Below are 26,807 nucleotides of genomic sequence, written 5' to 3'. Positions count from 1 at the left end.
ACAGTGACATACAGTAAAAGAGTTACACTTTTGGCGCCAGTACAGCACCTGAAAAGACAACACCGCTCCAGCCATGTTGCATAAATTGGCGAATATTTTGATGGTCTTGGTCATCTGGCGTATTGAGTACACTTTGGTAGTGTTCTGCAAATAAATTTAAGGTCTGAGTCTGGTCTAGTTGTTGTAGTTGTGCAAAATATAACACTTTAGCGCTGCCTTGATTTTCATGGGCTGTATTGTTTTGCAATCCATTTTTAAAAGCAGTGGGTGTGTGTGTATATAGTTCCTCAATATATGCAATCACATCTTTAAACTGCGTATGTTGTTGAAGTTGTTGTAAAATAAGTTCTGCCATGTGTCGACTCATATATGCTTGAAAATTGATTACACGTAATTAAGACCCATTTTTAAAATGAGTAGATTACAGTGGTATTCTTTTTAATGGGATGTTGATGGTACGAGCTCTTCAAAAATATCACTTAAATTGTCATGTACTTTTAAATGAATTAAATTCCAATAATGCCCTGAAATTGTTCGGTTAATCATGAGTGTATCGGGAGAAGGTCTAAATAAATCCCAATATTTAAGGGACTGTTTAACCAGTTTTACGCCATCGTGGTGAGCGCTATTTTCAGCAAAGTCATAGTCTGTAACCAGTGGGCGTAATAAAACCTCTAACCATTGTTGGTATAGGGGGTGAGGAAACATATTTTTTTCAGTGAGTGCGCGTAATGAAACCAGTTGATTTTCGAGCACTGTCAGATCATTATTTCTTGCTGCACAAATGAGTTGTTTAAAATGTTCAATAATTTGTGGAGAAATAATTTTCACACCACCATAATCATAGACAACCACCTGACCATTTTCTCGAAATGAAAAATTACCAGGGTGAGGGTCACAGTGAAAGCGACGTAAATAGAAAATTTCTTGTCCCATCGCGCGAAATAAACGTTTACCAAGCTCATTTCTCAGTGGCTGAGACCATGTGCTGGCTGTTTGTATACTTTCCCCAGATTCGAAGCTTAAGGTTAGAATATGTCGTGTGGAAAACGCTTTATATACAGATGGAATAATAATCTTTGAGTCTATGTTGGCATGAAAAGATCGAGCAACTTCTAGATTTTGTGCTTCTATTTCATAATTTAATTCGTTACTTAGACTCTCTTGTATTTCATCAAACAGTTGGTCTTGGAGTTTTTTGTCTATTTTTAAAACACCCATAAGGCGTAAAGCAAGTCGGACCTGTTTGAGGTCACTTTCACAGGCTTCATCTACACCTGGGTATTGGACTTTTACGACGACATCTTCACCACTGTGTAGTTTAGCTTTATGGACTTGGCCAATCGATGCAGCCGCAAAAGGTACTGGCTCGAAATCTGAAAAAATGGCATTTAATGGCTGTGCAAGCTCTTTTTCTATGTAAGGTTTAATTTGCTCAAAAGGCATTGGTGGAGCTTGACGTTGTAATTTTTCAATGGCTTTACTGACTTCAGGCGGAAAAATATCTTTATACTGCGAGGCAATTTGTCCTACTTTCATGACAGCACCTTTCATTTCACCGAGTGTATTGGCAATTTGTACGCCAATATCATGAAACAATTGTTGCTTCGCAGATGTTTTTTCAGCATCGTTAGACGTGATGTTACGAATAGTGTTAGATACAGTCTTACTTGCAATACTTGCTGTCATTGTGGCGAGTTTTAAAAAGCGTTTGCTTGATGATGCCATAGCCAATTGCCTTGTTTTTAACTACGATTTATTCAAAATAATAACGGGGTTAGTGTTTACAGAGTATCTATTATTGTTCAATTTTTGTTGTTTAGGAACGTTGTGTGGGAAACATATGATTTCCCACACAGGCTCATTTTTATGCTTTGCCTTCTGCTTCAGCAGCAGCCATTTGAGCACGTTGTAAGTTTGCTTCGAACTCTGCATCAAAATTAATTGGTGTAAGCAGTAATTGTGGGAAGCTACCTTTAGTCACTAAATCATTCACAGCTTCACGTAAAAATGGGAATAAAATATTTGGTGAGTACGCACCCAAAATGTAAGGTAGACGCTCTTCTTCAATACCATCAACTAAGAAAATACCTGCTTGTGTAACGTCTACAATAAATGCTGTTTCACCTGCATTTTTTGCTTCTACAACTACTTTAAGAGCAACTTCAAAGTGTGTGTCGTCCACTTTGTCGGCAGTAGATGATAAGTTGATGTTCAGCTCAGGCTGCCATTCTTTAGTAAAAACGTGTGCCCCAGGAACTTCGAAAGAAACATCTTTAGTATATAGACGTTCAAGTGCTAATTGCGGTTGTTGTTCTTCGCTCATTATAAGATCCTTTGTGTTAAAAAGTTAAGCAACCAATTCGTCAAGTTTACCTTCACGATCTAGTGCATAAAGTTGATCAAAACCACCAATAAATTGGTCATTGATAAAGATTTGAGGCACGGTACGGTGATTTGTCCGTTGTATTAGTTCAGTACGAACTTCTGGTGCTTCATTGGATAAGTTTATTTCTTTATATTCAATACCTTTGCGTTGTAAAAGCTGTTTAGCACGAACGCAATATGGGCAGACAGTTGTTGAATAGACAATAACTTTTGACATAACTTTCTCCAAAATACTATTTCGGTTTAACGAGTGGTAAGCCTTGAGCTTTCCAATTGGCCACACCGCCATCTAAACGGTAGCTATCGCTATGACCGACTTGTGATAGTGCTGAACCGGCAACCTGACCTAAGTTACAAATGAATACTAGTGGTCTTTCTGCTGTTTTTAATTCTTCAATATGGCTTTCAAGCTTACTGTATGGAATATTACGACTACCACTTACATGTCCTTCGCGGTAGTCCTTTGCGTCTCTTAAATCAATAAGCATGGCGTTTTTGGCTTTAACCAAAACTCCAAGGGATTGTGCTGAGATTTTGCGCCCGTTACGTTTACTTTCAATCACGAAAAACGATACGATGAGAACCGCAAGCAGAGCAAACAAAAAGGGGTGATTCCCCATAAATTCGAACCAACGTTCCACAATTCACCTTATAACCATTAAAAATGAGCTTGAGTATAGCTTATATTAATGGTGATCAAAAACCTTGCTTCAAGGGTAATACAAAAGAAATTTAGCTTTTTTGCTGTGCCTCTTGAATTTCATCACATAGACGTAAAAAACTCTCTAAGCGTCTTGGTAAAATCTCACCGTCTACAGCTGCTTTTTCTAGTGCGCAGTTTTTGGCTTGCTTATGTGTACAGTTTCTAAATTGGCACTGACCAATGAGTGCTGATATTTCAGGAAATCCTGAATAAATGGCATCTTCAGTTAAATGCCACAAACCGAATTCACGAATACCTGGCGAGTCAATGAGTGCACCACTTTGACCAAAGCCAATCAGTCTGGTCGATGTCGTTGTATGTTGTCCAAGTGCAGAATTTTCTGAAATGATATTAATTTTTTGAGCTGCATCGGGCAAAATAGTATTGATCAATGAGCTTTTCCCAACACCAGATTGGCCTACGAAAGCAACAGTTTCTCCATCAATTCTTTGTGCTAAAGCATCGACATTGCCATGTGCATGCGTTGTCATGACTTCATAGCCTAACTGTTGGTACTCTTGTAAAAGGGTTTTAATATGAGGGCTAGAGACCATTAAGTCTTCTTTGTTTAGAACCAATAGTGTTGGAATATTGGCATGCTGGCAAGCCACTAAATAGCGGTCAATCAATGTGGGTGCAGGTTCTGGTAGCGGCGCAAAAACAATCACAATTAAACTAATGTTGGCTGCGACAGGCTTTACTTTATGGTAGCGATCTGGTCGAGTAAGTAGCGATTGTCTTGGATGAATGGCAGTAATAATGCCTAAGCCTGTATTGGGGTCGGCTTGCCAAGTCACACGGTCACCTGTGACTAATAGCTCAAGGTTGGTGCGGGTGTGACAACGCCAAACACTGCCGAGTGTAATGGGTTTCCAAAAGGGTTCAGGGTCATTTGGCCCGAGCACAGGTTTTTCAGGATGTATTTCAGGAACAGACAATGCCTTGACTTCAAGTTGACGCCCATAGTGCTGAACCACAAGACCTTCGAGATCATTTGATGTGTCTATGTCATCTTGTCGAGATTGGTGTTGTTTATGAATGCGTCGCTTTTGCTGGTCAGTTAAACGTCGTTTACGAATGAGAGCCATTCAATCCCTAAAAACAAAATAGATAAAATGCAAAAATAGCATGAAGGCTATGACAATTACAGCCAAGACAGCATAAATTTGCTAATATTGATGTTTACTGGGTGAATAAGCATTGATTTCATGAGCAGCACATTACAAACACGGCTAATCTGGATTGACCTTGAAATGACAGGGCTAGATACAGACAACGATAAAATTATCGAAATTGCTACGATCATTACCGATGATCATTTAAATATTTTGGCAGAAGGCCCTGTATTGGCTGTGCATCAACCAGATACTATTTTAAATGCAATGGACGAGTGGAATACACGCCAACATGGTCAATCGGGATTAATTCAGCGTGTGCGCCGTAGTACGCTCACAATACGTGATGCAGAAATACAAACTTTAGAGTTCTTAAAAAAATGGGTTGCACCCAAATCATCGCCGATGTGTGGTAATTCAATCTGCCAAGACCGCCGTTTTATGCATCGCTTAATGCCAGAATTAGAACAATTTTTCCATTATCGTCATTTAGATGTATCATCAGTGAAAGAGCTCGCAAAACGCTGGCGTCCTGAAATTATGGAGGGCCTAAGAAAAGAAGCTTCTCATTTAGCATTAGATGATATTCGAGATTCTATTCGTGAGTTAAAATATTATCGAGAGTATTTTTTTATCACTAATAAGTAATATAAAGATTTATTATTTGTCTCTTGAAGCTTATAAACTTGAGGGCATATAGATAAAAGTACTGTTACAAAAACGTTTTGTTCGCAGACCGTTTTGTACTTAAACTGGTTCAGTATCAACTACCACTTAAGAAGAGTTGAGTAATGCAAAGTAATAATCCTATTTTAACGCGTGTAGAAACACACGCAGATTATACGCAGCCCATGAGTGTACAAGGGGCTGTTGGTAAGTCAGTGTTGTTAACTGCAATATCTGCAATTGCAGGTATTGCACTGTTTTTTTATTGTGCCATGACTTTAAATGTCGGCATCGCTTATGCTGCGACGATGGTTGGTGGTATTGGTGGTTTTATTTTGGCTTTGATTCTTACCTTTAAGCCAAATACTGCCCCGACTTTAGCGATTCCATATGCCTTATTTGAAGGTGCATTTTTAGGTGGTATTTCTTTTGTATTTCAAGCCAAATACCCAGGTGCACCATTACAGGCACTTTTAGCAACTTTTGTAACAACTCTAGTGATGTTTGGTTTGTATCGAGCAAAAATCATTCGTGCCACTGAAAAGTTTAAAGCAGTGGTTTTATCTGCAACCATTGCAATAGCTTTAGTGTTTGTTGTGCAAATGGTTATGAGTTTATTATTTAGCTCATCTATTCCATATGTTTTTGAAAGTAATTGGTTAGGTATTGGTTTTGCCGCTTTTGTTGCTGTGATTGCATCATTGAACCTTATTTTAGATTTTGACTTGATTGAAAGTGCAGCTGCACAACGTGCACCAAAAGCATTTGAATGGACATGTGCTGTTGCCTTGTTGGCAACCCTAGTTTGGATGTATGTGTCATTTTTACGTTTGATTGGCTTAACGTCAAACGATTAAATTGATTCTATCTTCAACAAAAGCCACCTTTATTCGAATAAAGGTGGCTTTTTTATAACGAATAACTAAATAAATAAAAAAAGATGCTTTATGCAATTTATAAATTGCCTCAAACTCGACAAAATATAGCACATCTATTAAATAACTTTAATGAGAGACCAGCACATGGCACAAGGATTACTCACAGGTAAACGCTTTTTAGTTGCAGGCGTTGCAAGCAAATTATCTATTGCTTACGGTATTGCACAAGCACTTCATCGTGAAGGTGCAGAGCTTGCTTTTACTTACCCAAATGAAAAGCTGAAAAAACGTGTTGATGATTTTGCAGCAAGCTTTGGTTCAACATTGGTATTTCCATGTGATGTATCTGTAGATGGTGAAGTTGATGCTGCATTTGCATCAATTGCAACGCATTGGGATGGTTTAGATGGTGTAATCCATTCGATTGGTTTTGCGCCAGCACATACATTAGATGGTGACTTTACTGATGTGACAGACCGTGATGGCTTTAAAGTTGCGCATGATATTAGTGCGTATAGCTTTATTGAAATGGCATGTGCTGCAAAGCCTTTGTTACAAGCACGTCAAGGTTGTTTGTTAACATTGACTTATCAAGGTTCAGAGCGTGTGATGCCAAACTACAACGTGATGGGTATGGCTAAAGCATCACTTGAAGCGGGCGTACGTTACCTTGCTTCAAGCTTGGGTGCAGATGGTATTCGTGTGAATGCAATTTCAGCAGGTCCAATTCGCACATTGGCTGCGTCTGGTATTAAATCTTTCCGTAAAATGTTAGATGCCAATGAGAAAATCTCACCACTCAAACGCAATGTAACCATTGAAGAAGTTGGTAATGCAGCATTATTTTTATGCTCGCCGTGGGCTTCTGGTATTACGGGTGAAATTATGTATGTAGATGCAGGTTTCAACACAGTAGGTATGAGCCCTGCAATGATGGATGATGAATAATCGTCTTAAACACAAAAAAGCGACCATTTTATGGTCGCTTTTTTGTGTTTAATGGGGTGGAATTGGGCGGCCACCGAGAGCCTGTATGAGCGTAACATAGGCATTGTATTGGCTTTGTTTTAAGTTCACTAAATTTAAACGGGTATTTCGGGTGCTTTCTTGTTGGTCTAATACCGTTTTTAGTGGGACTGAACCATACTTGTATTGAACTAAAACTAATTTTTCTGAGCGTTCAGCCAATGTCAGTGTATCGGTTTGAGCCTGTACTTGATTTGCCAGTTGAGTTTGGTTAGATAATGCATTTTCAACATCTGCAAATGCTTGGTATAGCGTTTGTTTATATTGCAAAATGGCTTTGTCGTACTCTAATTGGCTTACTGAAATATTACGTTTCATGTCGTTATATTGCAAAAATGGCAAACTTAGATTCGCACCTAGTGTCAAGATTGGGTTTTTAATCAGTTCTGTTAATGATGTACTACTACTGCCTAAATTGCTGGTTAGACTAATAGATGGGTAGTAACTGGCACGAGTCGCATTGGTACTTTCCAATGCTTTACGCAAACGAAACTCAGCAGCTTGTAAATCTGGTCTACGTGCTAAAAGCGTTGCAGGTAAGCCCGCTGCAATGGTTGGTAGTGTCGTTTGCGGAAGTTTTTTAGGTTCGGCAATCTTTAATTGTTGTACAGGAATATGTAAAAGTACAGCAAGAGCTGTTCGTGTTTCTACTAAGTTTTGCTCAATTCGGTTTAAGTTAGACATTTGGCTTTGTACTGCTTGTGCAGCTTGACTCGTTTCTAAGCCAGATACCGCACCAAATTTGTATTGCGTATTTACCAATGTATTTAACTGTTGTGAATGTGCCAAACTTTGCTCTGCATTGGTTTTACTGTCATTTAAGTAGGCCAGTTGCCAGTACAGTTTAGCAGTGGTTGCAATAAGTGCTTGCGCTGTTGCTTGTAGATCTTCTGCACTGGCTTGAGCTTCCCATTGTGCACTTTGTGTTTGATGAGAGAGTTTACCAAACAAATCTAACTCATAGCTCACACCAACATTCGTAGAAACCCCTTGCGATTGGTTAGATCCATCTTCGAACATAAAACGATGCCCGGTAGAGGAAGACGCATTGACTCTGAGCCCTTGTTGGCTTTCGGCTAAACCTGCTTTGAGTCTCGCTTGCTGCAGTGTAAGACCAGCAATTGCAAGGTTGTTATTTTCTTGAATGACTTGCTCGATTAAGTGATTAAGATGTGTATCACCAAAAAGTGTCCACCATTGGTCTGGATACGCATCCGCTTGTGTACTTTGAGCATAAGCAAAGTGTTTTGATGTAATCACTTCAGGCATTTGGTACGGTGTTTTAACCAATGCACTACAGCCTAACAGCATGCTTGACAATAAGAGTGTAGAGGTGAGTGCTGAAAATTGGTGTTTCATAAAGTTCATTATTCTCTCGCTAAAGCTGCAACAGGATCGAGTTTTGCTGCATTTTTTGCAGGTAAAAAGCCGAACACAACACCGATGAGGGTAGAGCACACAAATGCTGCCACAATAGATAGGGTAGAGTAAGATAGCGTGAAGCTTCCGCCACTCAGCTGGGTCAGAAGCTGACCTAGCCCTAGAGATAAAAGCACGCCTAAAACGCCACCTAATAAGCAGACTAAAATTGCTTCAATTAAAAATTGTTGCAAAATATCGCTCTGCCGTGCACCTACAGCCATACGAACCCCAATTTCTTGTGTACGTTCAGTGACTGAAACCAACATAATATTCATTACACCAATACCACCAACAATTAGTGAAATTACAGCGATTGCTGAAACCAGTAAAGTCATAGTATTTGTGGTTTTTTCAATGGTTTGTCGAATACTGTCGCTGTTCATGGTGTAAATATCTTGTGCACCATGACGTTGTGTAAGCAGATTGACAATGGCATTGTCAGCTGCATCTGTGGAGTATTTATCATTCACTAGTACCAAAATATTACGTAAGTTTGATTGTCCTAACATACGGCTCATAACAGTGGTATATGGCATATAAACGTTTAGTGAATCACTAAGCCCTGCTGTGTTCGTTGGTGGTGCAATCACACCAATAATACGAGCAGGTACGCTACCAAGTAAAATTACTTGTCCAACTGGACTACGTAAATGAGAGAAAAACTGCTTTTGAGTGTTGGTGTCAATGACGACATCTTGCGCACGAATACGTACACTATTTTCATCAAACCCTTGTCCTTCTTGAAAGCTGAGTCCTTTGACCATAAAGAAGTCACGGCCAACGCCATTAATACTAGCAGTGGCTTCATTTTCTTGAAAGCGAATGACTTTAGACGTGTTAACTAACGGACTGACTGCGCTTACATACGGTTGAGTTGCTAAAGCATCGGCATCACTGGGAATTAATGTTTTAAAGTTTGCTGTTTTGGAGTTATCACCAAAGCCTTTACCTTGCATGACTGTAATTGTATTTGTACCTAAGCTACTAATCTCTTTTAAGATTTCCTCTTGCGTACCTCGCCCTAGAGCCACAACTGTAACGACTGATGCAATGCCAATAATAATACCTAGCATAGTTAAAAAGGTACGCATGCGATGTGCATTCATGGCAAGAAGTGCCATACGAAAGGCTTCAGACAGACGATCTAGAGAAGAGCGAACTGCAGAGACTTTTTTTCCTTTTTGTGTATTGGAGTCTAATACTGCATGATGTGAAGACGCGTCATTGCTATTTTCTAGTACTTTTTGTGAATTGGAGCGGTCTGCAATGACTTCACCATCTTTAAGTTCAATAATACGAGTTGCATTCTTTGCCACATCCATATCGTGTGTGACTAAAATAATGGTATGACCTGCTGCATTTAAGGCACGTAAAATACGCATGACTTCTATACCACTGTTAGAGTCAAGTGCGCCAGTAGGCTCATCAGCCAAAATAACATCGCCACCATTCATGAGTGCACGTGCAATAGATACACGCTGCTGTTGCCCACCAGAGAGTTGGTTCGGTCGGTTTTGGGTTTTACTTTCAAGCCCAAGAGCAGTCAGTAGTGTTTTTGCTCTGTTTTTTCGCTCAGATGGTGCAGCACTTGCATATACTGAAGGCACTTCTACATTGCCTTCCGCTGAAAGGTCATTGAGTAAATGGTAACGCTGAAAAATAAAGCCAAAATACTCTCTACGTAATTTCGCAAGTTCATCAGGTTCAAGTTGACCTGTTTCATGACCATTGACCTGATAATATCCTTGCGTTGGGCGATCGAGGCAACCCAAAATGTTCATGAGGGTAGATTTACCAGAGCCAGATTGCCCAACAATTGCAACCAACTCACCAGAATAAATGCTTAAGTTGATGTTTTTTAAAACTTGAATCGTACCTTCACCTGCGGGGAATTCTCGAATAAGGTCACGAACTTCAAGCAATGCTTGTTGTGTCATGTTTACATTCCCATAGGTGGTGGTGTATTGCGTTTACGGTTATTACTGGCTTTGGCATTGGCTGCCGAAGAGTCATTGCTATCTGCAATAATGACTTGGTCGCCCTCGTTAAGGCCTGCAAGTACTTGCGCACTAATACGGTTATTCATGCCAATGAGTACTTGCTGTATTTGAGGGGTGTTATCTACCAGTACACGTACCATACTCAAACTGGCTTGACCTGATTGAAGTAACTCTTTTTGTGCAGGTGTTAGTTCAAGTTTTGTAGCTTTGTTTGGCAAAGTCTCTTTTGTGTTTTTAGATGTTGTTGTATTGTCTGAATGTTTTGGACCACGGTTACTAAGCGCAGTGGATGGAATTAATAGGGCATCTTTAACAGCGCTAAGAACAATATAGACCTGTGCTGTCATATTAATACGAAGTTTTTGATCGGAATTGGGTACATCAAATAAAGCATTATAGTAAACGGCTGAATTACTGCTGGTGCTCGAATCACTGCTAATTGAGTCTGGTGCAGGTTCAACTTGACGCAGTGTTGCATAACGTTTTTTGTCATCACCAAGTGTTGTAAAGTAAACTTGTTGGCCTTTTTCAATTTTCATAATATCAGCTTCGCTGACCTGAGCTTTGATAGTCATTTGATCAAGCTGTGCCAATTTTACAATCGTTGGTGTGGTTTGATTTGAGTTAACGGTTTGCCCTTCATTGGTCACAATCGCGACAATTGTCCCGTCCATAGGTGCAATGATTTTGGTGTAATTCAAATTAATACGTGCAGTAGATTCAGATAAATGTGCTTGTTCAATTTGTGCATCAATCACTTTAAGTTGAGCTACAGCTGTTTTATATTTTGCATCAGCCGCTTCATAATTTGAGCGAGAAGTGGCATCTTGAGCAAACATCGATTTTTGGCGTTTATATTCAGAATTGGCTTCGTTGAGTTGAGCTTCTTGTTGTACACGTTGTGCTAATAGGCTTTTAATACTTGCTGCACTATTGTCTAGTGCATTGGCTTGTGTGACAGAGTCAATTTTAGCAATAATTTGTCCTCTTTTGACTTGGTCACCCAGTTGAACGTACATATGTTTGACCTGACCGGAAACCTGAGCACCTACGCTTAAGCTTTTACTTGCACCAAGTGTACCTGTAGCAAGTACAGTATTTTCAAGATTTCCCCGAACAACTTCTTCGGTAATATACTGTGGCTGTTCTGTTTTAGGTTTGAACGATTGCCAAATAAAAAAACAAAGGGCAGCAATGATTGCAAGAACAATAACAAGTCGTATCGGTTTGATTTTTTTTAACATAGCGTGAAACAACGTCAGTAAAAAATGAAATATAGAAAGGTAGATTAAGTGAAAAAAGTGAATCTACTGTGAACGTGTTGAAAAATTATAAAGTGATTTAAATCTAATTGATAATCATAATAATTTAATTAAATAATGGTTTACCACATAAAATTGCAATAATTTGTAGTACCGTGAGATGTGCCGGGTGTTTGCTGTAGCCTTTAATTGCAAGATCTACTTGAAGTAGTAGCGTAGGCCAGCGTAAGAAAGTTTGCGGTGAAAACCTTTGCACGGCTTGTTGGTATAGTCTAACTTTATTTTGCCAAATACCCAATTGAGTTACAGATTGAGGGTCTTCAAAAATTTGCATTAAAAGTCGCATTTCTTTGTTAAGTAGCCATAAAATTAAACTCATGGGTTCATCTGCTGCCACTAAGTACTGATAAATTTTAATAGACTGATGAAAGTCAGCTTTGAGTAATGCATCGCTTAAATCATAAATCGAGTAGCGAGATTGATCTTGTAGGCAGTTGAGTAGTTCCGCAATAGAAATATTTTTGTGTTCTGGAAATGTGTCACTGACACGAATCAGACTATTTTTGGCAGCCAATAAATTGTGTTCGTGGTGTTCAAGTAACCACTGCCAAGCAGTTTGATCTAGTTGAATGTCTACTTTTTTCGCTTCAAGCTCAAGTATTTTTTGTTGGTCTTTTTCATAAGGGAGATTGAGTGAAACAACGACGCCATTCGCTTCGACTGTTTTAAATAAACTACTTTTTAAGCCTGCACTGTCTTGTTTGGGCATCACAATAACAAGTGTATTTTGTTGCGGGTCTTGAATAAATAATTTGAGTTGCTTGAGTGCTTGAGCGTCGGGTTTAATGTGGCTATGTACTTCTATACCCAGTGCTTGAGAAAACAAAGATAAGCTGTTGAGGGCTTGAAAGACTTGTTTCCAATCATTGACGTTGTGTATGTCATAACGTTGTCTTTCAATCTCTTGATTTTGCCAGTATTTACGAAACTGGTCGAGCAAGTTTTGTTCTAGAAGAGGTTCTTGACCATGTAAAATCCAAGCACCCATGGCATTTTGGCTGTGTTTGAGTGCTTGGAAGTAATCAATTTTCATAAATTAGAGTAAAGTCATTTACGGAGAAGTAGTCGTCGGTAAACGATTTGTTGCAATTTGGCGGGCCATTTGCTGTGCCACATCATCGACTAAAATGTTATTTAAATAACTTTCCTCATTGTCATCAACATTCACTGTTGCCACGTTGTATTGATAGCTTTTTACACTACTAATGGTTCTAGGCTGTGTAACCACTTTGCCGTTTTTATCTTCAATTTGGAATGTTGCGTTCAATTGTAAAATTACTTCAGCAACACGACCACTGAGTTTCTGGCGGCGATAGTTATAGTCTAAAACACGCAACGTGTACTGATTTGCATTAGTGGTAATGTGAATACCATTACCCGTCAGATAAACCACCAGTTTTTCTTCAAGGGCATTGGCTTTGTTTGGTAAACTCAGTGCCATGTTGTTGTATGCAACAGGCGTTGCATACGGGCCTTTTCCAACAAGGTGAAAACCACAACCGACCAAGCTTGCACTTAAGCCTAAAGTTAAAACGACAGCTGCTAAACGATGAGTTAAGTGCATGCTTTTTCCTTGTTATACGACTAGGTTAACCAGTTTATTAGGTACAACAATTTCTTTTTTTGTTGGTCCTGTTAAAAACTGTTGAACTTCTGGCAATGCTTTGGCTTGTGTAAGTAAATCTTCTTTAGATAGACCGACTGCAACCTCTAATTTACCGCGGAGTTTACCATTGACCTGTACTACAATCGTTTGTACGTTACGGGTCAATGCTTTTTGATCAACTTCTGGGAATTGATGTTGTGTTAAATCAATGCCAAATTGAGCCAATAACGTTTGACTTAAATGCGGTGCAAATGGTGCAAGTAATGTCAGTAAGCTTAAAATCGCTTCACGTTCTACCGCAACATCTTGTGGTGATGTTGCATTAAACTTAGCAAGCGTATTCAAAAACTCCATTTGTGCAGCAATTGCTGTATTAAACGCATGGCGACGCTCAATGTCATCTGCAACTTTTGCAATGGTTTCATGGGTTTTTCTACGCAAGTCTTGTGCATTGTCAGAAAGATTTGCAATATCAAGTTTGACATATTCAGCATTTTTTTCTAAAAAGTTTGCTGTTAAGCGCCATACACGCTTTAAGAAACGGTTTGAGCCCTCAACACCTGCATCTGACCACTCAAGCGATTGCTCAGGTGATGCTGCAAACATGGTAAATACGCGTGCAGTATCTGCGCCGTATTGATCAATAATGAGTTGTGGGTCTACGCCATTATTTTTTGACTTCGACATTTTCTCTTGGCCACCGATCACAACAGGTTGACCATCTTCTTTATGAATCGCAGCGAGCACACGGCCTTTATCATCACGTTCTAAGACGACATCCGCAGGGTTAAACCATGTTCTTTTGCCATCAGATGCTTCACGATAGAACGTATCTGCCAACACCATGCCTTGTGTAAGTAAATTCGTAAAAGGTTCGTTACCGTGGACAACGCCTTCATCACGCATAAGTTTATGGAAAAAACGCGCATACAATAAATGTAAAATAGCGTGTTCAACACCACCAATATATTGGGTGACAGGTAACCATGTTTGTACCGCTTCTGGTTTAATCATACCTTCAGCAAAATCTGGAGATGCAAAGCGTGCATAATACCAAGATGATTCAACAAAGGTATCTAAAGTATCTGTTTCACGTTTAGCAGCACCACCACAATTTGGGCAAGTAGTTTCATAAAACTCAGGCATTTTTGCCAAAGGATTGCCTGAACCATCTGGAATGACATCTGTAGGTAAAACAACAGGCAACTGGTCTTCAGGTACAGGCACTTGACCGCAAGACTCACAGTTAATCATTGGGATTGGACAGCCCCAATAACGCTGGCGTGAAACACCCCAGTCACGTAAACGGAACTGTACTTTTTTATCGGCTAAACCTTGTGGTTGTAGCTTAGTTATAAATGCATCGAAGGCTTGTTGGAAGTTTAGGCCATCAAATTCACCTGAGTGAATAAGCGTACCTTCTTTACTGCCATACCATTCCTGCCATTGAGTTGTGTTATAGGTCTCATCTGCTGCAACACGAATCACTTGTTTAATGTTTAAACCAAAATTATTGGCAAATTCAAAATCACGTTCATCATGTGCAGGCACTGCCATGACCGCACCAGAGCCATACGACATCAGCACATAGTTGGCAATCCATACAGGAACATCTTCACCTGTGATCGGGTGTTTTACATATAAACCTGTTGCAACTCCTTTTTTCTCAGCAGTTGCCATATCTGCTTCAGACACAGAGCCATGACGACATTCTTCAATAAATGTATTTAATTCAGGGCGTAGTTCAGCAGCTTTTTTCGCCATAGGGTGTTCAGCCGCAATTGCGACATACGTCACACCCATGAGGGTGTCTGGGCGAGTGGTGTACACCGTTAAACCATCTGCATAAATACTACTGTCTGCTGATGGAAAGGTAATATCCATGCCTTCAGAGCGACCGATCCAGTTACGTTGCATGGTCAAAACGCGTTGTGGCCAGCCATCTTTTAGTTGTTCTAAATCATCGAGTAATTCTTGGGCGTAGTCTGTAATACGGAAGTAATACATTGGAATATCACGCTTTTCAACCAATGCATCCGAACGCCAACCTCGACCATCAATCACTTGTTCGTTGGCTAAAACAGTTTGGTCTACAGGATCCCAATTGACTGTCGATAATTTTCGATAAATTAATCCTTTTTTGTATAACTGAACAAAAAGCCATTGTTCCCAACGGTAATATTCAGGTGTACATGTTGCAATTTCACGGTCCCAGTCAACGGCTAAGCCTAAGCTCTTAAGTCCATTACGCATGTAGGCGATATTGTCAAATGTCCACTTTGCCGGTGCAACTTTGTGATCAATTGCTGCATTTTCTGCAGGTAAACCAAAAGCATCCCAACCCATGGGCTGTAGTACAGTTTCCCCCTTGAGTTGATAATAACGACTCATCACATCACCAATGGTGTAGTTGCGTATATGTCCCATGTGCAGTTTACCACTTGGGTATGGGAACATAGACAGAATGTAGCGACGTTTGCCCTCTACAGTGTCTGCAACTTTGAAAGATTTGCGGTTTGCCCAGTCTTGTTGTACTTGGGGTTCAATCGCACCTGCTTGATATTCTGAATCAATGTGTGATGTAGTCATAAAAATTTAATCGACGCGACAATATGAAGTTATAAAATTACCGTACAGCATAGCGCAAAATGCCATAAAAAGTGAATCTTGTTTGTGATTAAAGTCTATCTTTTCATGTCTTTTATTATTGCGGTAGTTTGGCGGAAGAATTCCCTTCAGTTGTAGAATTTTGTATTGTCCCTGAGTTGGTCAGTATTCCTACAACAGGTTTTTGAGAGCTTTGATCTGGTGGTAGTGTCGAAGATGCAGAAGAAGTAGTTTGACCATATGTTTTAAAGACAGTAATTTTTTTGGTGTTTTGTGGTGGTGTTTGGCCATAATGAGTGACCCCTTGAGCATCTACCCATTTATAAATGTCCTGAGCATTTACGGCAGTAGTTAATAGCAGTAAAAATAAAGCACTGTAAATTTTTTTTGGGTATGTCATAAGATTGTCCATGCGAGTATGAAATGGCAGATCGTACATGATGATATAAATAAACTACAACCTGAGGTAAAAATTACCAAATTGGCATTAAAAAAACTATAAAAGGCATGAAAATTTTCTTCTATGCACTTTTATGGCATAATAATTACGAAAAATAGGCTTAAACCTTGACATTGTATAGTGAAACAACAAAAATATTGTCCTATCTTACATCAATTGATCACCCTTCAATGAAATGTAGTTGCAATAGGCATGCACTCTAGCCGAGTTGTTATGTTTTAAAGTGTGTTTATCCCAGCATATTTTATATAAACTGACGTGTGATTTCAGCGCAATCTGCTGTTGCGTCAAGGTTATTCCTGTTGCAAGATAAGTCGTTTAGCTGTGTTGACACAAAAAGCACAGTGGGTGTTTAGAATTAATCGTATTGTATTGTAATTACAGTACGACAAAAAAAGGGTGAATCACGTTGGAACTTCTTTCTGGTGGTGAAATGCTTGTTCGTGCACTTGCGGACGAGGGAGTTGAGCACGTTTTCGGTTATCCGGGCGGTGCTGTTCTACATATTTATGATGCATTGTATCAACAAGACAAAGTCAATCACTACCTTGTGCGCCATGAGCAAGCTGCAGGTCATATGGCAGATGCCTACTCACGTGTGACAGGTAAAACAGGTGTCGTTCTTGTGACCTCTGGTCCTGGTGCAACAAATACAGTTACACCAATTGCAACCGCATATATGGATTCTATTCCAATGGTTGTATTGTCTGGTCAAGTGGCATCACACCTGATTGGCGAAGATGCCTTCCAAGAAACAGACATGATTGGTGTGTCTAGACCAATTGTAAAACACAGTTTTCAAGTTCGTCATGCCAGTGAAATTCCTGAAATTATAAAAAAAGCATTTTATATTGCATCTACTGGACGACCTGGACCTGTAGTCATTGACATTCCAAAAGATGTCACTAATCCAGTCGATAAATTTGCATACGCTTATCCAGAAAAAGTGAAAATGCGCTCTTACCAGCCACCATATCGTGGTCATGCGGGTCAAATTCGTAAAGCGGTTGATGAGTTGCTGACTGCAAAACGTCCTGTGATTTATACAGGTGGTGGGTTGGTTCAAGGCAATGCCTCTGATATTTTGACTGAAATTGCTCATCTTTTGAATTACCCTGTAACCAGTACGCTCATGGGGTTAGGTGGTTTCGCTGGTACAGATCCGCAGTTTTTAGGCATGTTGGGTATGCATGGTTATTATGAGGCCAATATGGCTATGCATAATGCCGATGTTATTTTTGCTGTCGGTGCACGTTTTGATGACCGTGTGACCAATAACCCAAGCAAGTTCTGTCCAAATGCGAAAGTCATTCATATAGATATTGACCCTGCTGCCATTTCTAAAACGATTTCTGCACATATTCCAATTGTGGGTGCTGTACAGCCTGTACTACAGGAAATGTTAGCGCAGTTAAAGCAATTAAACGTATCTAAACCAAATCCTGAAGCATTAAGCGATTGGTGGGATCAAATTAATGTTTGGCGTGGTTATCATGGTTTGCGTTATGCACCTGCGCAAAATGGCAATATGAAGCCACAACAAGTGGTTGAAGCATTATATAAAGTTACCAATGGTGAAGCGATTATTACCTCTGACGTGGGTCAGCACCAAATGTTTAGTGCATTATATTATAAATACGACCGACCACGTCAGTGGATTAACTCAGGTGGTTTAGGCACAATGGGCGTAGGCTTACCGTATGCTATGGGTGCAAAATTAGCATTCCCTGAGCAACAAGTGGTATGTATGACAGGTGATGGCTCGATTCAAATGTGTATTCAAGAGCTTTCAACGTGTAAACAATACGACATTAATGTCAAAATTTTGTGTTTAAATAATGGTTCGTTGGGTATGGTCCGCCAATGGCAAGACATGAACTACGAAGGCAGACATTCGCAATCGTATGTAAAATCTTTGCCAGATTTTGCTAAGTTAATGGAAGCCTATGGGCATGTGGCAATTACCATTAAACATGCCGATGAATTAGAAGAAAAGCTACAAGAAGCAATGGCCATTAATGATAAATGTGTGTTTATTAATGTATTGGTTGAAGACGATGAGCATGTTTATCCAATGCTAGTGCCAGCACAATCAATGAAAGATATGTGGCTATCCAAAGGGGAGCGCACAGCATGAGTACGAGCATGAGACATATTATTTCAGTATTGATTGAAAATGAATCTGGTGCATTGTCACGTTTAGTCGGTTTATTTAGCCAACGTGGTTATAATATTGAAACCTTAAATGTTGCACCAACAGAAGATGAAACACTGTCACGTTTAACATTAACAACGTATGGCGATGACCATAAGATTGAGCAAATCACGAAGCAGCTCAATAAACTCATTGAAGTCGTGAAAGTGATTGCACTGAGTGATGGTGCCCATATTGAACGTGAACTGTTATTGATTAAAGTCAAAGCACTTGGCACGGCACGTGATGAAATTAAGCGTACAGCAGATATTTTTCGTGCCACGATTGTAGATGTAACACCAACCACGTATACCGTACAAATTGTGGGTACAACTGAAAAATTAGATGGTTTTATTGATGCGCTGGCAGAAAATACCATTTTAGAAGTTGTTCGTTCTGGCGTGTCTGGTATTGCACGTGGCGAAAAAGTTTTAAGCATTTAATTTAAAAAAATTTTTACTGGAGATAAATAACACATGCAAATTTTCTATGATAAAGACTGTGATCTATCAATTATCCAAAGCAAGAAAGTTGCGATCATTGGATATGGTTCACAAGGCCATGCACACGCACTTAACTTAAAAGAGTCAGGTGTAGATGTGACAGTTGGCCTACGTGCAGGATCAGCATCATGGAAAAAAGCAGAAACTTCTGGCTTAAAAGTCGCTGAAGTTCCTGATGCGGTTAAAGGTGCAGATCTTGTAATGATCTTAACTCCTGATGAATTCCAATCACAGCTTTACCGCGATGTGATTGAGCCAAATATTAAAGAAGGTGCAACACTTGCATTTGCACACGGCTTTGCAATTTTGTACAACCAAGTTGTACCACGTAAAGACCTAGATGTAATTATGGTTGCACCAAAGGCACCAGGTCATACAGTTCGTTCAGAATTCCAACGTGGTTCAGGTGTACCTGACTTAATTGCAATTCATCAAGATGCTTCTGGTAATGCACGTAATGTTGCATTGTCTTATGCGTCTGGCGTAGGTGGTGGTCGTACTGGTATTATTGAAACTTCATTCCGTGAAGAAACTGAAACTGACCTATTTGGTGAGCAAGCAGTACTGTGTGGTGGTGCGGTTGAACTGGTTAAAATGGGCTTCGAGACTTTGGTTGAAGCGGGTTATGCACCAGAAATGGCCTACTTCGAATGTTTACATGAGCTAAAATTGATTGTTGACTTAATGTTCGAAGGCGGTATTGCTGATATGAACTATTCAGTATCAAACAATGCTGAATATGGTGAATATGTTACAGGTGCTGAAGTTATTAACGAGCAGTCTCGTGAAGCAATGCGTAATGCACTTAAACGTATTCAATCTGGTGAATATGCAAAAATGTTTATTCAAGAAGGTGCTTTAAACTACCCATCAATGACTGCACGTCGTCGTCAAAATGCAGAGCATGGCATTGAAGTGACAGGTAATAAATTGCGCGCAATGATGCCGTGGATTAAAGCCAACAAAATTATTGATAAAGACAAAAACTAATTTTGTTTTTAAAAGAAAAACCTGCATTTTTGCAGGTTTTTTTATGTCAAATTAGTTTGTCATGTTTGTATCATATATTTTAGTTTATGATGTGGGTGTATTGAAAAGAATTGTTATATACAGCACAATAAATAAGTCATTGAAAATAAATAGGTAACTAAAAAAATAAATAGAGGTGATCTATGTTGAATACACTTAAAGTGAAAATTCTATCATTTGATTTGCAATGTTGTATTTGTTTGAATCAGTGGTCCAAACGTCCATCGGTTGCCTATTTCTTTAAACTGATTAGCCGTTTAGGTGATGGTACGTTTTGGTTTGTTATGTTGGTGATGGTATGGATGTTACAAAAACAGTATGGTTATAAACAAATTATTTATTTGGCCTGTGCAAGTTTTTGTGTAACAGCAATATATAAAATACTAAAAACAAAAACTTTACGTCCAAGACCTTATCAAGTCCATCAAGTGATTGTCGCTGGTGATAGGCCACTCGACCACTATAGTTTTCCATCGGGACATACTTTACATGCTGTATTAGCCACGATAGTCCTTGGTTGTATTTCGCCAATCTTGCTGTATTTAATGTTGCCGTTTACTGTATTAGTGGCCTTATCTCGGATCATTTTAGGCTTACATTATCCGACAGATGTATTGGTTGGCGCATTGCTTGGTATAGCATTTGCTACAGTCGTTATTATGTGTGGGTATTATTTTCATATTATCCTTTGAATATATTATACTAGAAATAGCTTATACACGGTGAGTAGAACATGGGATTACGTTGGACAGATACGCTAGATATTGCAATAGAGTTGTCTGAAGTACACACAGAAGTTGATCCACAGTGGGTTAGGTTTACAGATTTACATGCATGGGTCTGTGCTTTGCCAAATTTTTCAGATGACCCTAATAAGTCAACGGAAGGCCTGCTTGAAGCCATACAAATGGCTTGGATTGATGAAGCAGACTAAAAAATAGATTAAAAAATTGAACTTTTACACTTTGTAAGCTGATTATTTTGGCTGACCTCGTTATAATGCGCAAAATTTTCGCTGTTTATTTTGTTTAAGGAGCCTATCATGGCAGTTGAACGTACGTTATCTATTGTTAAACCAGATGCTGTTTCTAAAAACCACGTGGGCGATATCTTTGCTCGCTTTGAAAAAGCAGGTCTAAAAATCATTGCAACAAAAATGAAGCATTTGTCTCAAGCTGAAGCTGAAGGCTTCTATGCAGAGCACAAAGAACGTGGTTTCTTTGCTGACCTAGTTGCATTCATGACTTCTGGTCCTGTTGTTGTGTCTGTACTTGAAGGTGAAAATGCAGTACTTGCTCACCGTGAAATCTTAGGCGCGACAAACCCTAAAGAAGCAGCACCTGGTACAATCCGTGCAGACTTTGCTGTAAGCATCGATGAAAATGCTGCACACGGTTCAGACTCTGTAGCATCTGCTACGCGTGAAGTATCTTACTTCTTTGCACAAACTGAAGTGTGTCCACGTACTCGTTAATTTGAGACAACGTGACCAGATAAGTGGTACACTACTTATCTGGTTTTTTGTTTTTAATGCTTTCCTTTTTGTAGCAACACATCTCTCTTATCATTAATATTGTTTAGGTAATACACATGGCTCATGAAGCAGTTAGTTCATCTTTAGCAGTCGATGAACAAGATAGCGCCACATTGCATCAGCCTACCAAGGATGCAACGCCAAAAATCAACCTACTGGGTATGTCACGTGCAGCGCTCGAACAATTTTTTGAAAGTTTAGGTGAAAAAAAGTTTAGAGCAGGGCAAGTCATGAAATGGGTACACCAGTACTTTATTACAGATTTTGCACAAATGAGTAATATTTCAGGTAAGTTGCGAGAAAAATTAGAAAAAGTGTGCGAAGTTAAAGCACCAGAAGTAGTACATCGTCATTATTCTAAAGATGGTACACGTAAGTGGGTTTTTCGTGTCGGTGAAGGTTCGGGTTCTTTGGTTGAAACTGTACTTATTCCTGCAGATGACAAAACAGGCGCACGCAAAACGTTATGTATCTCTTCACAAGTGGGTTGCGCATTAGATTGTTCATTTTGCTCTACAGGTAAGCAAGGATTCCAGCGTGATTTGACCCCAGACGAAATTATTGGTCAGTTATGGGTGGCAAACGAATCTTATATGGAAGATGTTGAAGTTGCAGAGCGTACGCGCTCAGTGACCAATGTCGTGATGATGGGAATGGGTGAGCCGTTACTTAACTTTAAGCCAGTTGTTCAAGCGATGTCACTCATGTTGGACGATTTTGCTTATGGCATGTCTAAACGCCGTGTGACCTTATCTACGTCAGGTATTGTACCAATGATTGATAAGCTTGGAGAGCAACTTGATGTCGCTTTAGCGATTTCTTTACATGCGCCAAATGATGAATTACGTAATGAACTTGTACCAATTAATAAAAAATATCCACTTGAACAATTGATTGCTTCTGCACAGCGTTATATTAAAAAAGACGGTAATGAAAGTGCACGTAAACATGTCACAATTGAGTATGTTATGCTTGATGGTGTAAATGATAAGCTTGAGCATGCACACCAGATGGTCAAGTTATTAAAAGATTTACCAAGTAAGATTAATCTTATTCCTTTTAACCCGTTTCCACACGCACCGTATGGTCGTTCGAGTCGTAATCGTATTATGGCATTTCAAAAAGTGCTGTCAGATGCCGGTTTTGTATGTACGATTCGTCAAACACGTGGTGATGATATTGATGCTGCATGTGGTCAGTTGGTTGGTCAAGTTGCAGACCGAACACGCCGTGCTGAACAGTGGAAAAAGAAAGTTGCACAACAACATGAGATTGTACGGTCCCAAGGTTGAGCGATTATCCAAAGTCATGGTGAAAAACATGAGTGCAATCAAATTTTTAATACAAGGCAGTATGGCTGTGAGTTTAATTTTACTTACAGCATGTCAATCGACAAGTAATCAACTGAAAGTAGATCCGAAAAAATCTGCACAAGTACGCACGCAAATGGCTGCCGAATATCTTCGTACAGGAGATATAGATGCAGCAAAACGTGAATTAGATGAAGCACTTAAGAAAGACAGTAGTGATCCAACGACTTACATGATGATGGCAGTATTATTACAACAAGAAGGTAGCCCTGTAAATGTTGCTAAAGCAGATGGTTATTTCAAAAGAGCCATCGCTTTAGACCGAACAGATGCACAAATTAGAAATAACTACGGCTTTTATCTTTATCAAATCGGTCGGTTTGAAGATGCAACCAAAGAGTTACAAATTGCGGCCTCCACTTTAGGGTATACTCAACGTGCTTTGGCCTTTGAAACGCTTGGTAGAACCTATCAAAAGTTGGGTGATGTTGCCAATGCTGAGCAGAGTTACCAAAGTGCAGTGAAAGTAAATTCAAATGCAACTTTTGCATATCAGGGCTTGGCAGATATCGCCTATCAAAAAGCAGACTATCAAAATGCATTAGTACAATATCAAAACTCTGTGCGTGCTGTGGGCATGAATAATCAAACGAATGTGGCACTTTGGTTAGGAATTCGCATTGCGCATGCAAATGGTGATAACATTACCCAGCAGGTCTTGGCCAATCAATTGCGAGCGAAATATCCAGATAGCCAAGAGTATCAAAATTATTTGCAACAACAGTACAATACTGAGGCGGTATGGAAGTAAATCCAAATTCACAGCAATCGGCGGGTACACAATCAAGCTCAAACAATTTAGATAATATTCAACGTCCTGGTGAATACTTACGCCATGTCCGTCTTCAAAAAAAATATGAGTTGGCTGATGTCTCTCAGGCACTAAACATGCCAGTGCGTACATTAGAAGCTTTAGAGAAAGATGAATATACTGCGTTACCAGAACCAACGTTTATTAAAGGATATTACCGTACTTATGCACGGTATCTAAATGTTGATGCTTCAATGATTATTCAGCGTTTTGATGAAATCTATCAAAAGGATACCGGGTTTAATGCTGAGCATGCGTTAAATGATTCACCCATTAAAATTATGGGTAAATTACCTGGGTCAAATAGTAGTCGTAACCGCAAGTGGCTTAAACGTATTACCATTTTAGCAATTGTTGTTGTACTCATTTGGGTGGCAATTGTTGCTGCACAAAATTGGTCTAACAAAAAGAAACAAGAGCAAGGTGTTGCTGCCAATTCATCAAATGTGCAAGTGTTATCACTGAATCAAGATGAGGCAGTTTCTGGTGACAAACTAGAAATTAAAATTTCTGAGCCTACCTCACTTAATATTATTGACTCTACAGGTAAAGTTCTTGCGAAAGGTCGTCAAACACAAGACCTTATGCTAAATGGGCAGTCACCTTTTCAGATTCAGCTCAGTGATGCTAAAGCCGTGTCATTAAACTTAAACGGTGAAGCGATTTCATTGTCTCCTTATACCGTAAACGGCAAAGCAGATTTCCGTTTATCTCGTTAAAAGACATAGTCGAGCAACGTAATCATGATAGTAAACCCGATTAAACGCCGAGAAACCCGTAAAATTCGTGTTGGTTCGGTTTATGTTGGTGGTGATGCACCGATTAGTGTGCAAAGTATGACCAATACAGAAACCTGTGATGTGGATGCAACTGTGGCACAAATTCAGCGTTGTGCTGATGCTGGCGCAGATATTATGCGTGTGTCTGTTCCTTCTATGGAAGCAGCAGTAGCTTTTGGTGAAATTAGAAAACGTGTTAGTGTTCCATTGGTCGCAGATATTCATTTCGACTATAAAATTGCACTCGCTGTTGCAGATTATGGTGCAGATTGTTTGCGAATTAACCCTGGTAATATTGGTTCAGAGAAAAAGATTCGAGAAGTCGTTGCTGCTGCAAGACATCATGACATTTCAATGCGTATTGGGGTAAATGCTGGATCACTAGAAAAAGATTTACAAAAAAAATATGGTGAACCCACAGGTGAGGCACTCCTTGAGTCTGCACTACGTCATATAGACATATTAGATCGTTTAAACTTTCATGAGTTTAAAGTGAGTGTAAAAGCTTCAAATGTCTTTTTAACTTTAGATGCATATCGCTTATTGTCAAAGCAAATTGATAACCCGTTACATTTAGGTGTTACAGAAGCAGGTATTTATCGTACAGGCACAGTGAAGTCTGCGATTGCATTGGGCGGATTATTGCTTGATGGTATTGGCGACACGATGCGTATTTCACTGGCCGCGCAACCCGAAGAAGAAATTAAAATTGGCTTTGATATTTTAAAATCTTTGAGCTTACGCTCAAATGGAATTAACTTTATTGCTTGCCCGAGCTGTTCAAGACAAGAGTTTGATGTGATTAAAGTCATGCAAGCCCTTGAAGAGCGTTTGGAAGATATCCGAACACCAATGGATGTCTCTGTAATTGGCTGTAAAGTAAATGGTCCCGGTGAAGCCAAAGAAGCAGATATTGGTATAGTTGGTGCAAGTCCAAGATCACTTGTGTACCGAAATGGCGATAAAAGCCATCTTATAGACACACATCAGTTGGTTGATGAAATTGAGTCAATGGTTCGTCAACGTGTTATCGAGCTTGAAAAAGCAAAATCAAAAGAAATTATTCGTAGTTCATCATCATGAGTTCAATCGTTGCAGTAAAAGGTTTTAACGACATCCTTCCAACACAAACAGTGGCTTGGAGAAAGTTGGAAATGTATTTGGCATCATTAATGGATGCTTATGGTTATCAGCAAATTCGCTTGCCCCTTGTTGAAAATACAGGTTTATTTAAGCGTGCAATTGGTGATGCTACTGATATTGTTGAAAAAGAGATGTATACCTTTTTTGATAAAGGCAATCCGCCAGAGTCTTTAACATTAAGACCTGAAGGAACCGCAGGGTGTGTACGTGCTTTGCTTGAGCATAACTTACTCCGTGGTGCAACACCACGCGTATGGTATATGGGGCCAATGTTCCGTTATGAAAAACCACAAAAAGGGCGTTATCGCCAGTTTCACCAGTTTGGCGTAGAAACATTTGGTGTTGCAACACCAGATATTGAAGCAGAGCTGATTTTACTGACTGCACGTTTGTGGAAGCATTTAGGTATTGCAGACAAAGTACAACTTGAGCTCAATACACTCGGTGAACTAGACGAGCGAACAGCCTATAAAAATGCTTTAGTTGATTATTTAACGGCATATAAAACAGATTTAGATGAAGATTCACAGCGCCGTTTAACGACGAACCCACTGCGTATTTTAGACTCGAAAAATGAGCAAACACAGCGTATTTTAGCGACTGCCCCGCAATTGCATGACTTTATGCAAGAAGAAACGCTAACACATTTTAATATGTTAAAAAGCTATTTAGATCAAGCGGGTATTGCATATATTGTCAATCAAAAGCTAGTGCGTGGTATAGATTACTACAATAAAACTGTATTTGAGTGGACGACGACCCACTTAGGCTCACAAGCAACAGTATGTGGCGGTGGACGCTATGACGGTTTAGTTGGACAGCTTAAAGGCAAAGCAAGCCAGTCTGTACCTGCTGCTGGTTTTGGTATGGGGGTAGAGCGTCTATTACTATTATTAGAGCAGTTCGCAACGCAAGAGCCGATACGAGATTGTGAAGTCTTTTTAGTGACTGACCCACAGTGTCAAGGACAAGCTTTGTTATTTTCAGAGCAACTTCGAGATGAATTAGAGCAAGCCAATGCAACAATTCGTGTTAAAGTAGGCTCGCAGGGCAGTATGAAAAGCCAAATGAAAAAAGCAGACCAGTCAGGGGCAGTGTATGCCATGATTTTTGGTGAGCGAGAGCAAACAGCTCAACATGTTGCTTTTAAGCACTTAGCAACAGCAGAACAAACAGATGTTATGCTTGCTGATGTGGTTTCATTTTTGCTTCAGCAATTTCCATCATCTCGCGTTTAGTAGTAAGGATTAT

Annotated in this window: 27 protein-coding genes; 14 read left to right on the top strand and 13 right to left on the bottom strand. The window is 39.6% G+C overall.

Translation table 11 applies throughout. The features are described from left to right. Positions 1-22: 22 nt before the first annotated feature. The 6 genes from BLS38_RS00375 to rsgA form a co-directional block, all read right to left on the bottom strand. Complete coding sequence (locus BLS38_RS00375) at positions 23-355, bottom strand: HopJ type III effector protein (RefSeq protein ID WP_092746352.1); 333 nt, start codon at positions 353-355, stop codon at positions 23-25. Positions 356-438: 83 nt separating this feature from the next. After that, positions 439-1,728: an ABC1 kinase family protein gene (locus BLS38_RS00370; protein ID WP_092746351.1), complete on the bottom strand. Its 1,290-nt coding sequence runs from the start codon at positions 1,726-1,728 to the stop codon at positions 439-441. Positions 1,729-1,867: 139 nt separating this feature from the next. Beyond that, the gene (secB, locus tag BLS38_RS00365; RefSeq protein WP_092746350.1) at positions 1,868-2,326 is read right to left on the bottom strand and encodes a protein-export chaperone SecB; all 459 of its coding nucleotides are present in this window, start codon (positions 2,324-2,326) and stop codon (positions 1,868-1,870) included. Between the two features lie 24 nt (positions 2,327-2,350). Continuing rightward, the gene (gene grxC / locus BLS38_RS00360) at positions 2,351-2,605 is read right to left on the bottom strand and encodes a glutaredoxin 3 (RefSeq protein ID WP_092746349.1); all 255 of its coding nucleotides are present in this window, start codon (positions 2,603-2,605) and stop codon (positions 2,351-2,353) included. A 16-nt stretch (positions 2,606-2,621) separates the two neighbouring features. Continuing rightward, positions 2,622-3,029 (bottom strand): rhodanese-like domain-containing protein, encoded by a 408-nt coding sequence (locus tag BLS38_RS00355; protein WP_092746348.1) that lies wholly within the window; start codon positions 3,027-3,029, stop codon positions 2,622-2,624. A 91-nt stretch (positions 3,030-3,120) separates the two neighbouring features. Next, positions 3,121-4,179 carry a ribosome small subunit-dependent GTPase A gene (gene rsgA / locus BLS38_RS00350; protein ID WP_092746347.1) on the bottom strand — a complete coding sequence of 353 codons (1,059 nt, stop codon included), beginning with the start codon at positions 4,177-4,179 and terminating at the stop codon, positions 3,121-3,123. Positions 4,180-4,299: 120 nt separating this feature from the next. Between rsgA and orn the strand changes: the two genes are divergently transcribed. The 3 genes from orn (at position 4,300) to BLS38_RS00335 (ending at position 6,698) form a co-directional block, all read left to right on the top strand. Then, positions 4,300-4,854: an oligoribonuclease gene (orn, locus tag BLS38_RS00345; RefSeq protein ID WP_092746346.1), complete on the top strand. Its 555-nt coding sequence runs from the start codon at positions 4,300-4,302 to the stop codon at positions 4,852-4,854. Between the two features lie 143 nt (positions 4,855-4,997). Then, positions 4,998-5,729 carry a Bax inhibitor-1/YccA family protein gene (locus tag BLS38_RS00340; protein ID WP_092746345.1) on the top strand — a complete coding sequence of 244 codons (732 nt, stop codon included), beginning with the start codon at positions 4,998-5,000 and terminating at the stop codon, positions 5,727-5,729. Positions 5,730-5,894: 165 nt separating this feature from the next. Further along, positions 5,895-6,698 carry an enoyl-ACP reductase FabI gene (locus tag BLS38_RS00335; RefSeq protein WP_092746344.1) on the top strand — a complete coding sequence of 268 codons (804 nt, stop codon included), beginning with the start codon at positions 5,895-5,897 and terminating at the stop codon, positions 6,696-6,698. Positions 6,699-6,746: 48 nt separating this feature from the next. Here the strand turns inward: BLS38_RS00335 and BLS38_RS00330 are convergent, their stop codons facing one another. The 7 genes from BLS38_RS00330 to BLS38_RS00300 form a co-directional block, all read right to left on the bottom strand. Further along, positions 6,747-8,135: an efflux transporter outer membrane subunit gene (locus BLS38_RS00330; RefSeq protein WP_425283433.1), complete on the bottom strand. Its 1,389-nt coding sequence runs from the start codon at positions 8,133-8,135 to the stop codon at positions 6,747-6,749. 8 nt (positions 8,136-8,143) lie between these two features. Then, the gene (locus BLS38_RS00325; RefSeq protein ID WP_092746342.1) at positions 8,144-10,135 is read right to left on the bottom strand and encodes a MacB family efflux pump subunit; all 1,992 of its coding nucleotides are present in this window, start codon (positions 10,133-10,135) and stop codon (positions 8,144-8,146) included. Positions 10,136-10,137: 2 nt separating this feature from the next. Next, the gene (locus tag BLS38_RS00320; protein WP_092746341.1) at positions 10,138-11,442 is read right to left on the bottom strand and encodes an efflux RND transporter periplasmic adaptor subunit; all 1,305 of its coding nucleotides are present in this window, start codon (positions 11,440-11,442) and stop codon (positions 10,138-10,140) included. A gap of 124 nt (positions 11,443-11,566) precedes the next feature. Further along, positions 11,567-12,553, bottom strand: a complete 987-nt coding sequence (gene holA / locus BLS38_RS00315; RefSeq protein ID WP_092746340.1) for a DNA polymerase III subunit delta — start codon at positions 12,551-12,553, stop codon at positions 11,567-11,569. A gap of 18 nt (positions 12,554-12,571) precedes the next feature. After that, entirely contained in the window at positions 12,572-13,084 is a 513-nt protein-coding gene (locus BLS38_RS00310; protein WP_092746339.1) for an LPS-assembly lipoprotein LptE, read from the bottom strand. Positions 13,085-13,096: 12 nt separating this feature from the next. Beyond that, a complete protein-coding gene (gene leuS / locus BLS38_RS00305; protein WP_092746338.1) occupies positions 13,097-15,715 on the bottom strand; it encodes a leucine--tRNA ligase in 2,619 nt (872 codons plus the stop codon). A 115-nt stretch (positions 15,716-15,830) separates the two neighbouring features. Beyond that, complete coding sequence (locus BLS38_RS00300) at positions 15,831-16,133, bottom strand: DUF4124 domain-containing protein (protein WP_092746337.1); 303 nt, start codon at positions 16,131-16,133, stop codon at positions 15,831-15,833. Between the two features lie 469 nt (positions 16,134-16,602). Here BLS38_RS00300 and BLS38_RS00295 point away from each other — a divergent pair, with 469 nt between their 5' ends. From BLS38_RS00295 to hisS, 11 genes are all read left to right on the top strand, one after another. Further along, positions 16,603-18,330, top strand: a complete 1,728-nt coding sequence (locus tag BLS38_RS00295) for an acetolactate synthase 3 large subunit (protein WP_092746336.1) — start codon at positions 16,603-16,605, stop codon at positions 18,328-18,330. Positions 18,331-18,338: 8 nt separating this feature from the next. Continuing rightward, on the top strand, positions 18,339-18,830 hold the full coding sequence (ilvN, locus tag BLS38_RS00290) for an acetolactate synthase small subunit (protein ID WP_092746681.1): 492 nt from the start codon (positions 18,339-18,341) through the stop codon (positions 18,828-18,830). Positions 18,831-18,863: 33 nt separating this feature from the next. Next, entirely contained in the window at positions 18,864-19,880 is a 1,017-nt protein-coding gene (gene ilvC, locus BLS38_RS00285) for a ketol-acid reductoisomerase (RefSeq protein WP_092746335.1), read from the top strand. 182 nt (positions 19,881-20,062) lie between these two features. Next, entirely contained in the window at positions 20,063-20,611 is a 549-nt protein-coding gene (locus BLS38_RS00280; protein WP_092746334.1) for a phosphatase PAP2 family protein, read from the top strand. A 41-nt stretch (positions 20,612-20,652) separates the two neighbouring features. Further along, a complete protein-coding gene (iscX, locus tag BLS38_RS00275) occupies positions 20,653-20,853 on the top strand; it encodes a Fe-S cluster assembly protein IscX (protein ID WP_092746333.1) in 201 nt (66 codons plus the stop codon). Between the two features lie 108 nt (positions 20,854-20,961). Beyond that, complete coding sequence (gene ndk / locus BLS38_RS00270) at positions 20,962-21,393, top strand: nucleoside-diphosphate kinase (RefSeq protein WP_092746332.1); 432 nt, start codon at positions 20,962-20,964, stop codon at positions 21,391-21,393. 116 nt (positions 21,394-21,509) lie between these two features. Beyond that, on the top strand, positions 21,510-22,745 hold the full coding sequence (gene rlmN / locus BLS38_RS00265) for a dual-specificity RNA methyltransferase RlmN (RefSeq protein WP_092746331.1): 1,236 nt from the start codon (positions 21,510-21,512) through the stop codon (positions 22,743-22,745). A gap of 28 nt (positions 22,746-22,773) precedes the next feature. Then, positions 22,774-23,574 (top strand): type IV pilus biogenesis/stability protein PilW, encoded by an 801-nt coding sequence (gene pilW, locus BLS38_RS00260; protein WP_092746330.1) that lies wholly within the window; start codon positions 22,774-22,776, stop codon positions 23,572-23,574. Beyond that, entirely contained in the window at positions 23,565-24,353 is a 789-nt protein-coding gene (locus BLS38_RS00255) for a helix-turn-helix domain-containing protein (protein WP_092746329.1), read from the top strand. The genes pilW and BLS38_RS00255 overlap by 10 nt, the downstream gene beginning before the upstream one ends. 24 nt (positions 24,354-24,377) lie before the next feature. Further along, entirely contained in the window at positions 24,378-25,496 is a 1,119-nt protein-coding gene (ispG, locus tag BLS38_RS00250; RefSeq protein WP_092746328.1) for a flavodoxin-dependent (E)-4-hydroxy-3-methylbut-2-enyl-diphosphate synthase, read from the top strand. After that, a complete protein-coding gene (gene hisS, locus BLS38_RS00245; RefSeq protein ID WP_092746327.1) occupies positions 25,493-26,794 on the top strand; it encodes a histidine--tRNA ligase in 1,302 nt (433 codons plus the stop codon). The genes ispG and hisS overlap by 4 nt, the downstream gene beginning before the upstream one ends. Positions 26,795-26,807 lie beyond the last annotated feature (13 nt).

Origin of the sequence: Acinetobacter boissieri (genome assembly GCF_900096955.1) — a bacterium.
GTDB lineage: Bacteria > Pseudomonadota > Gammaproteobacteria > Pseudomonadales > Moraxellaceae > Acinetobacter > Acinetobacter boissieri.
This window is presented reverse-complemented; position numbering and strand designations above follow the sequence as displayed.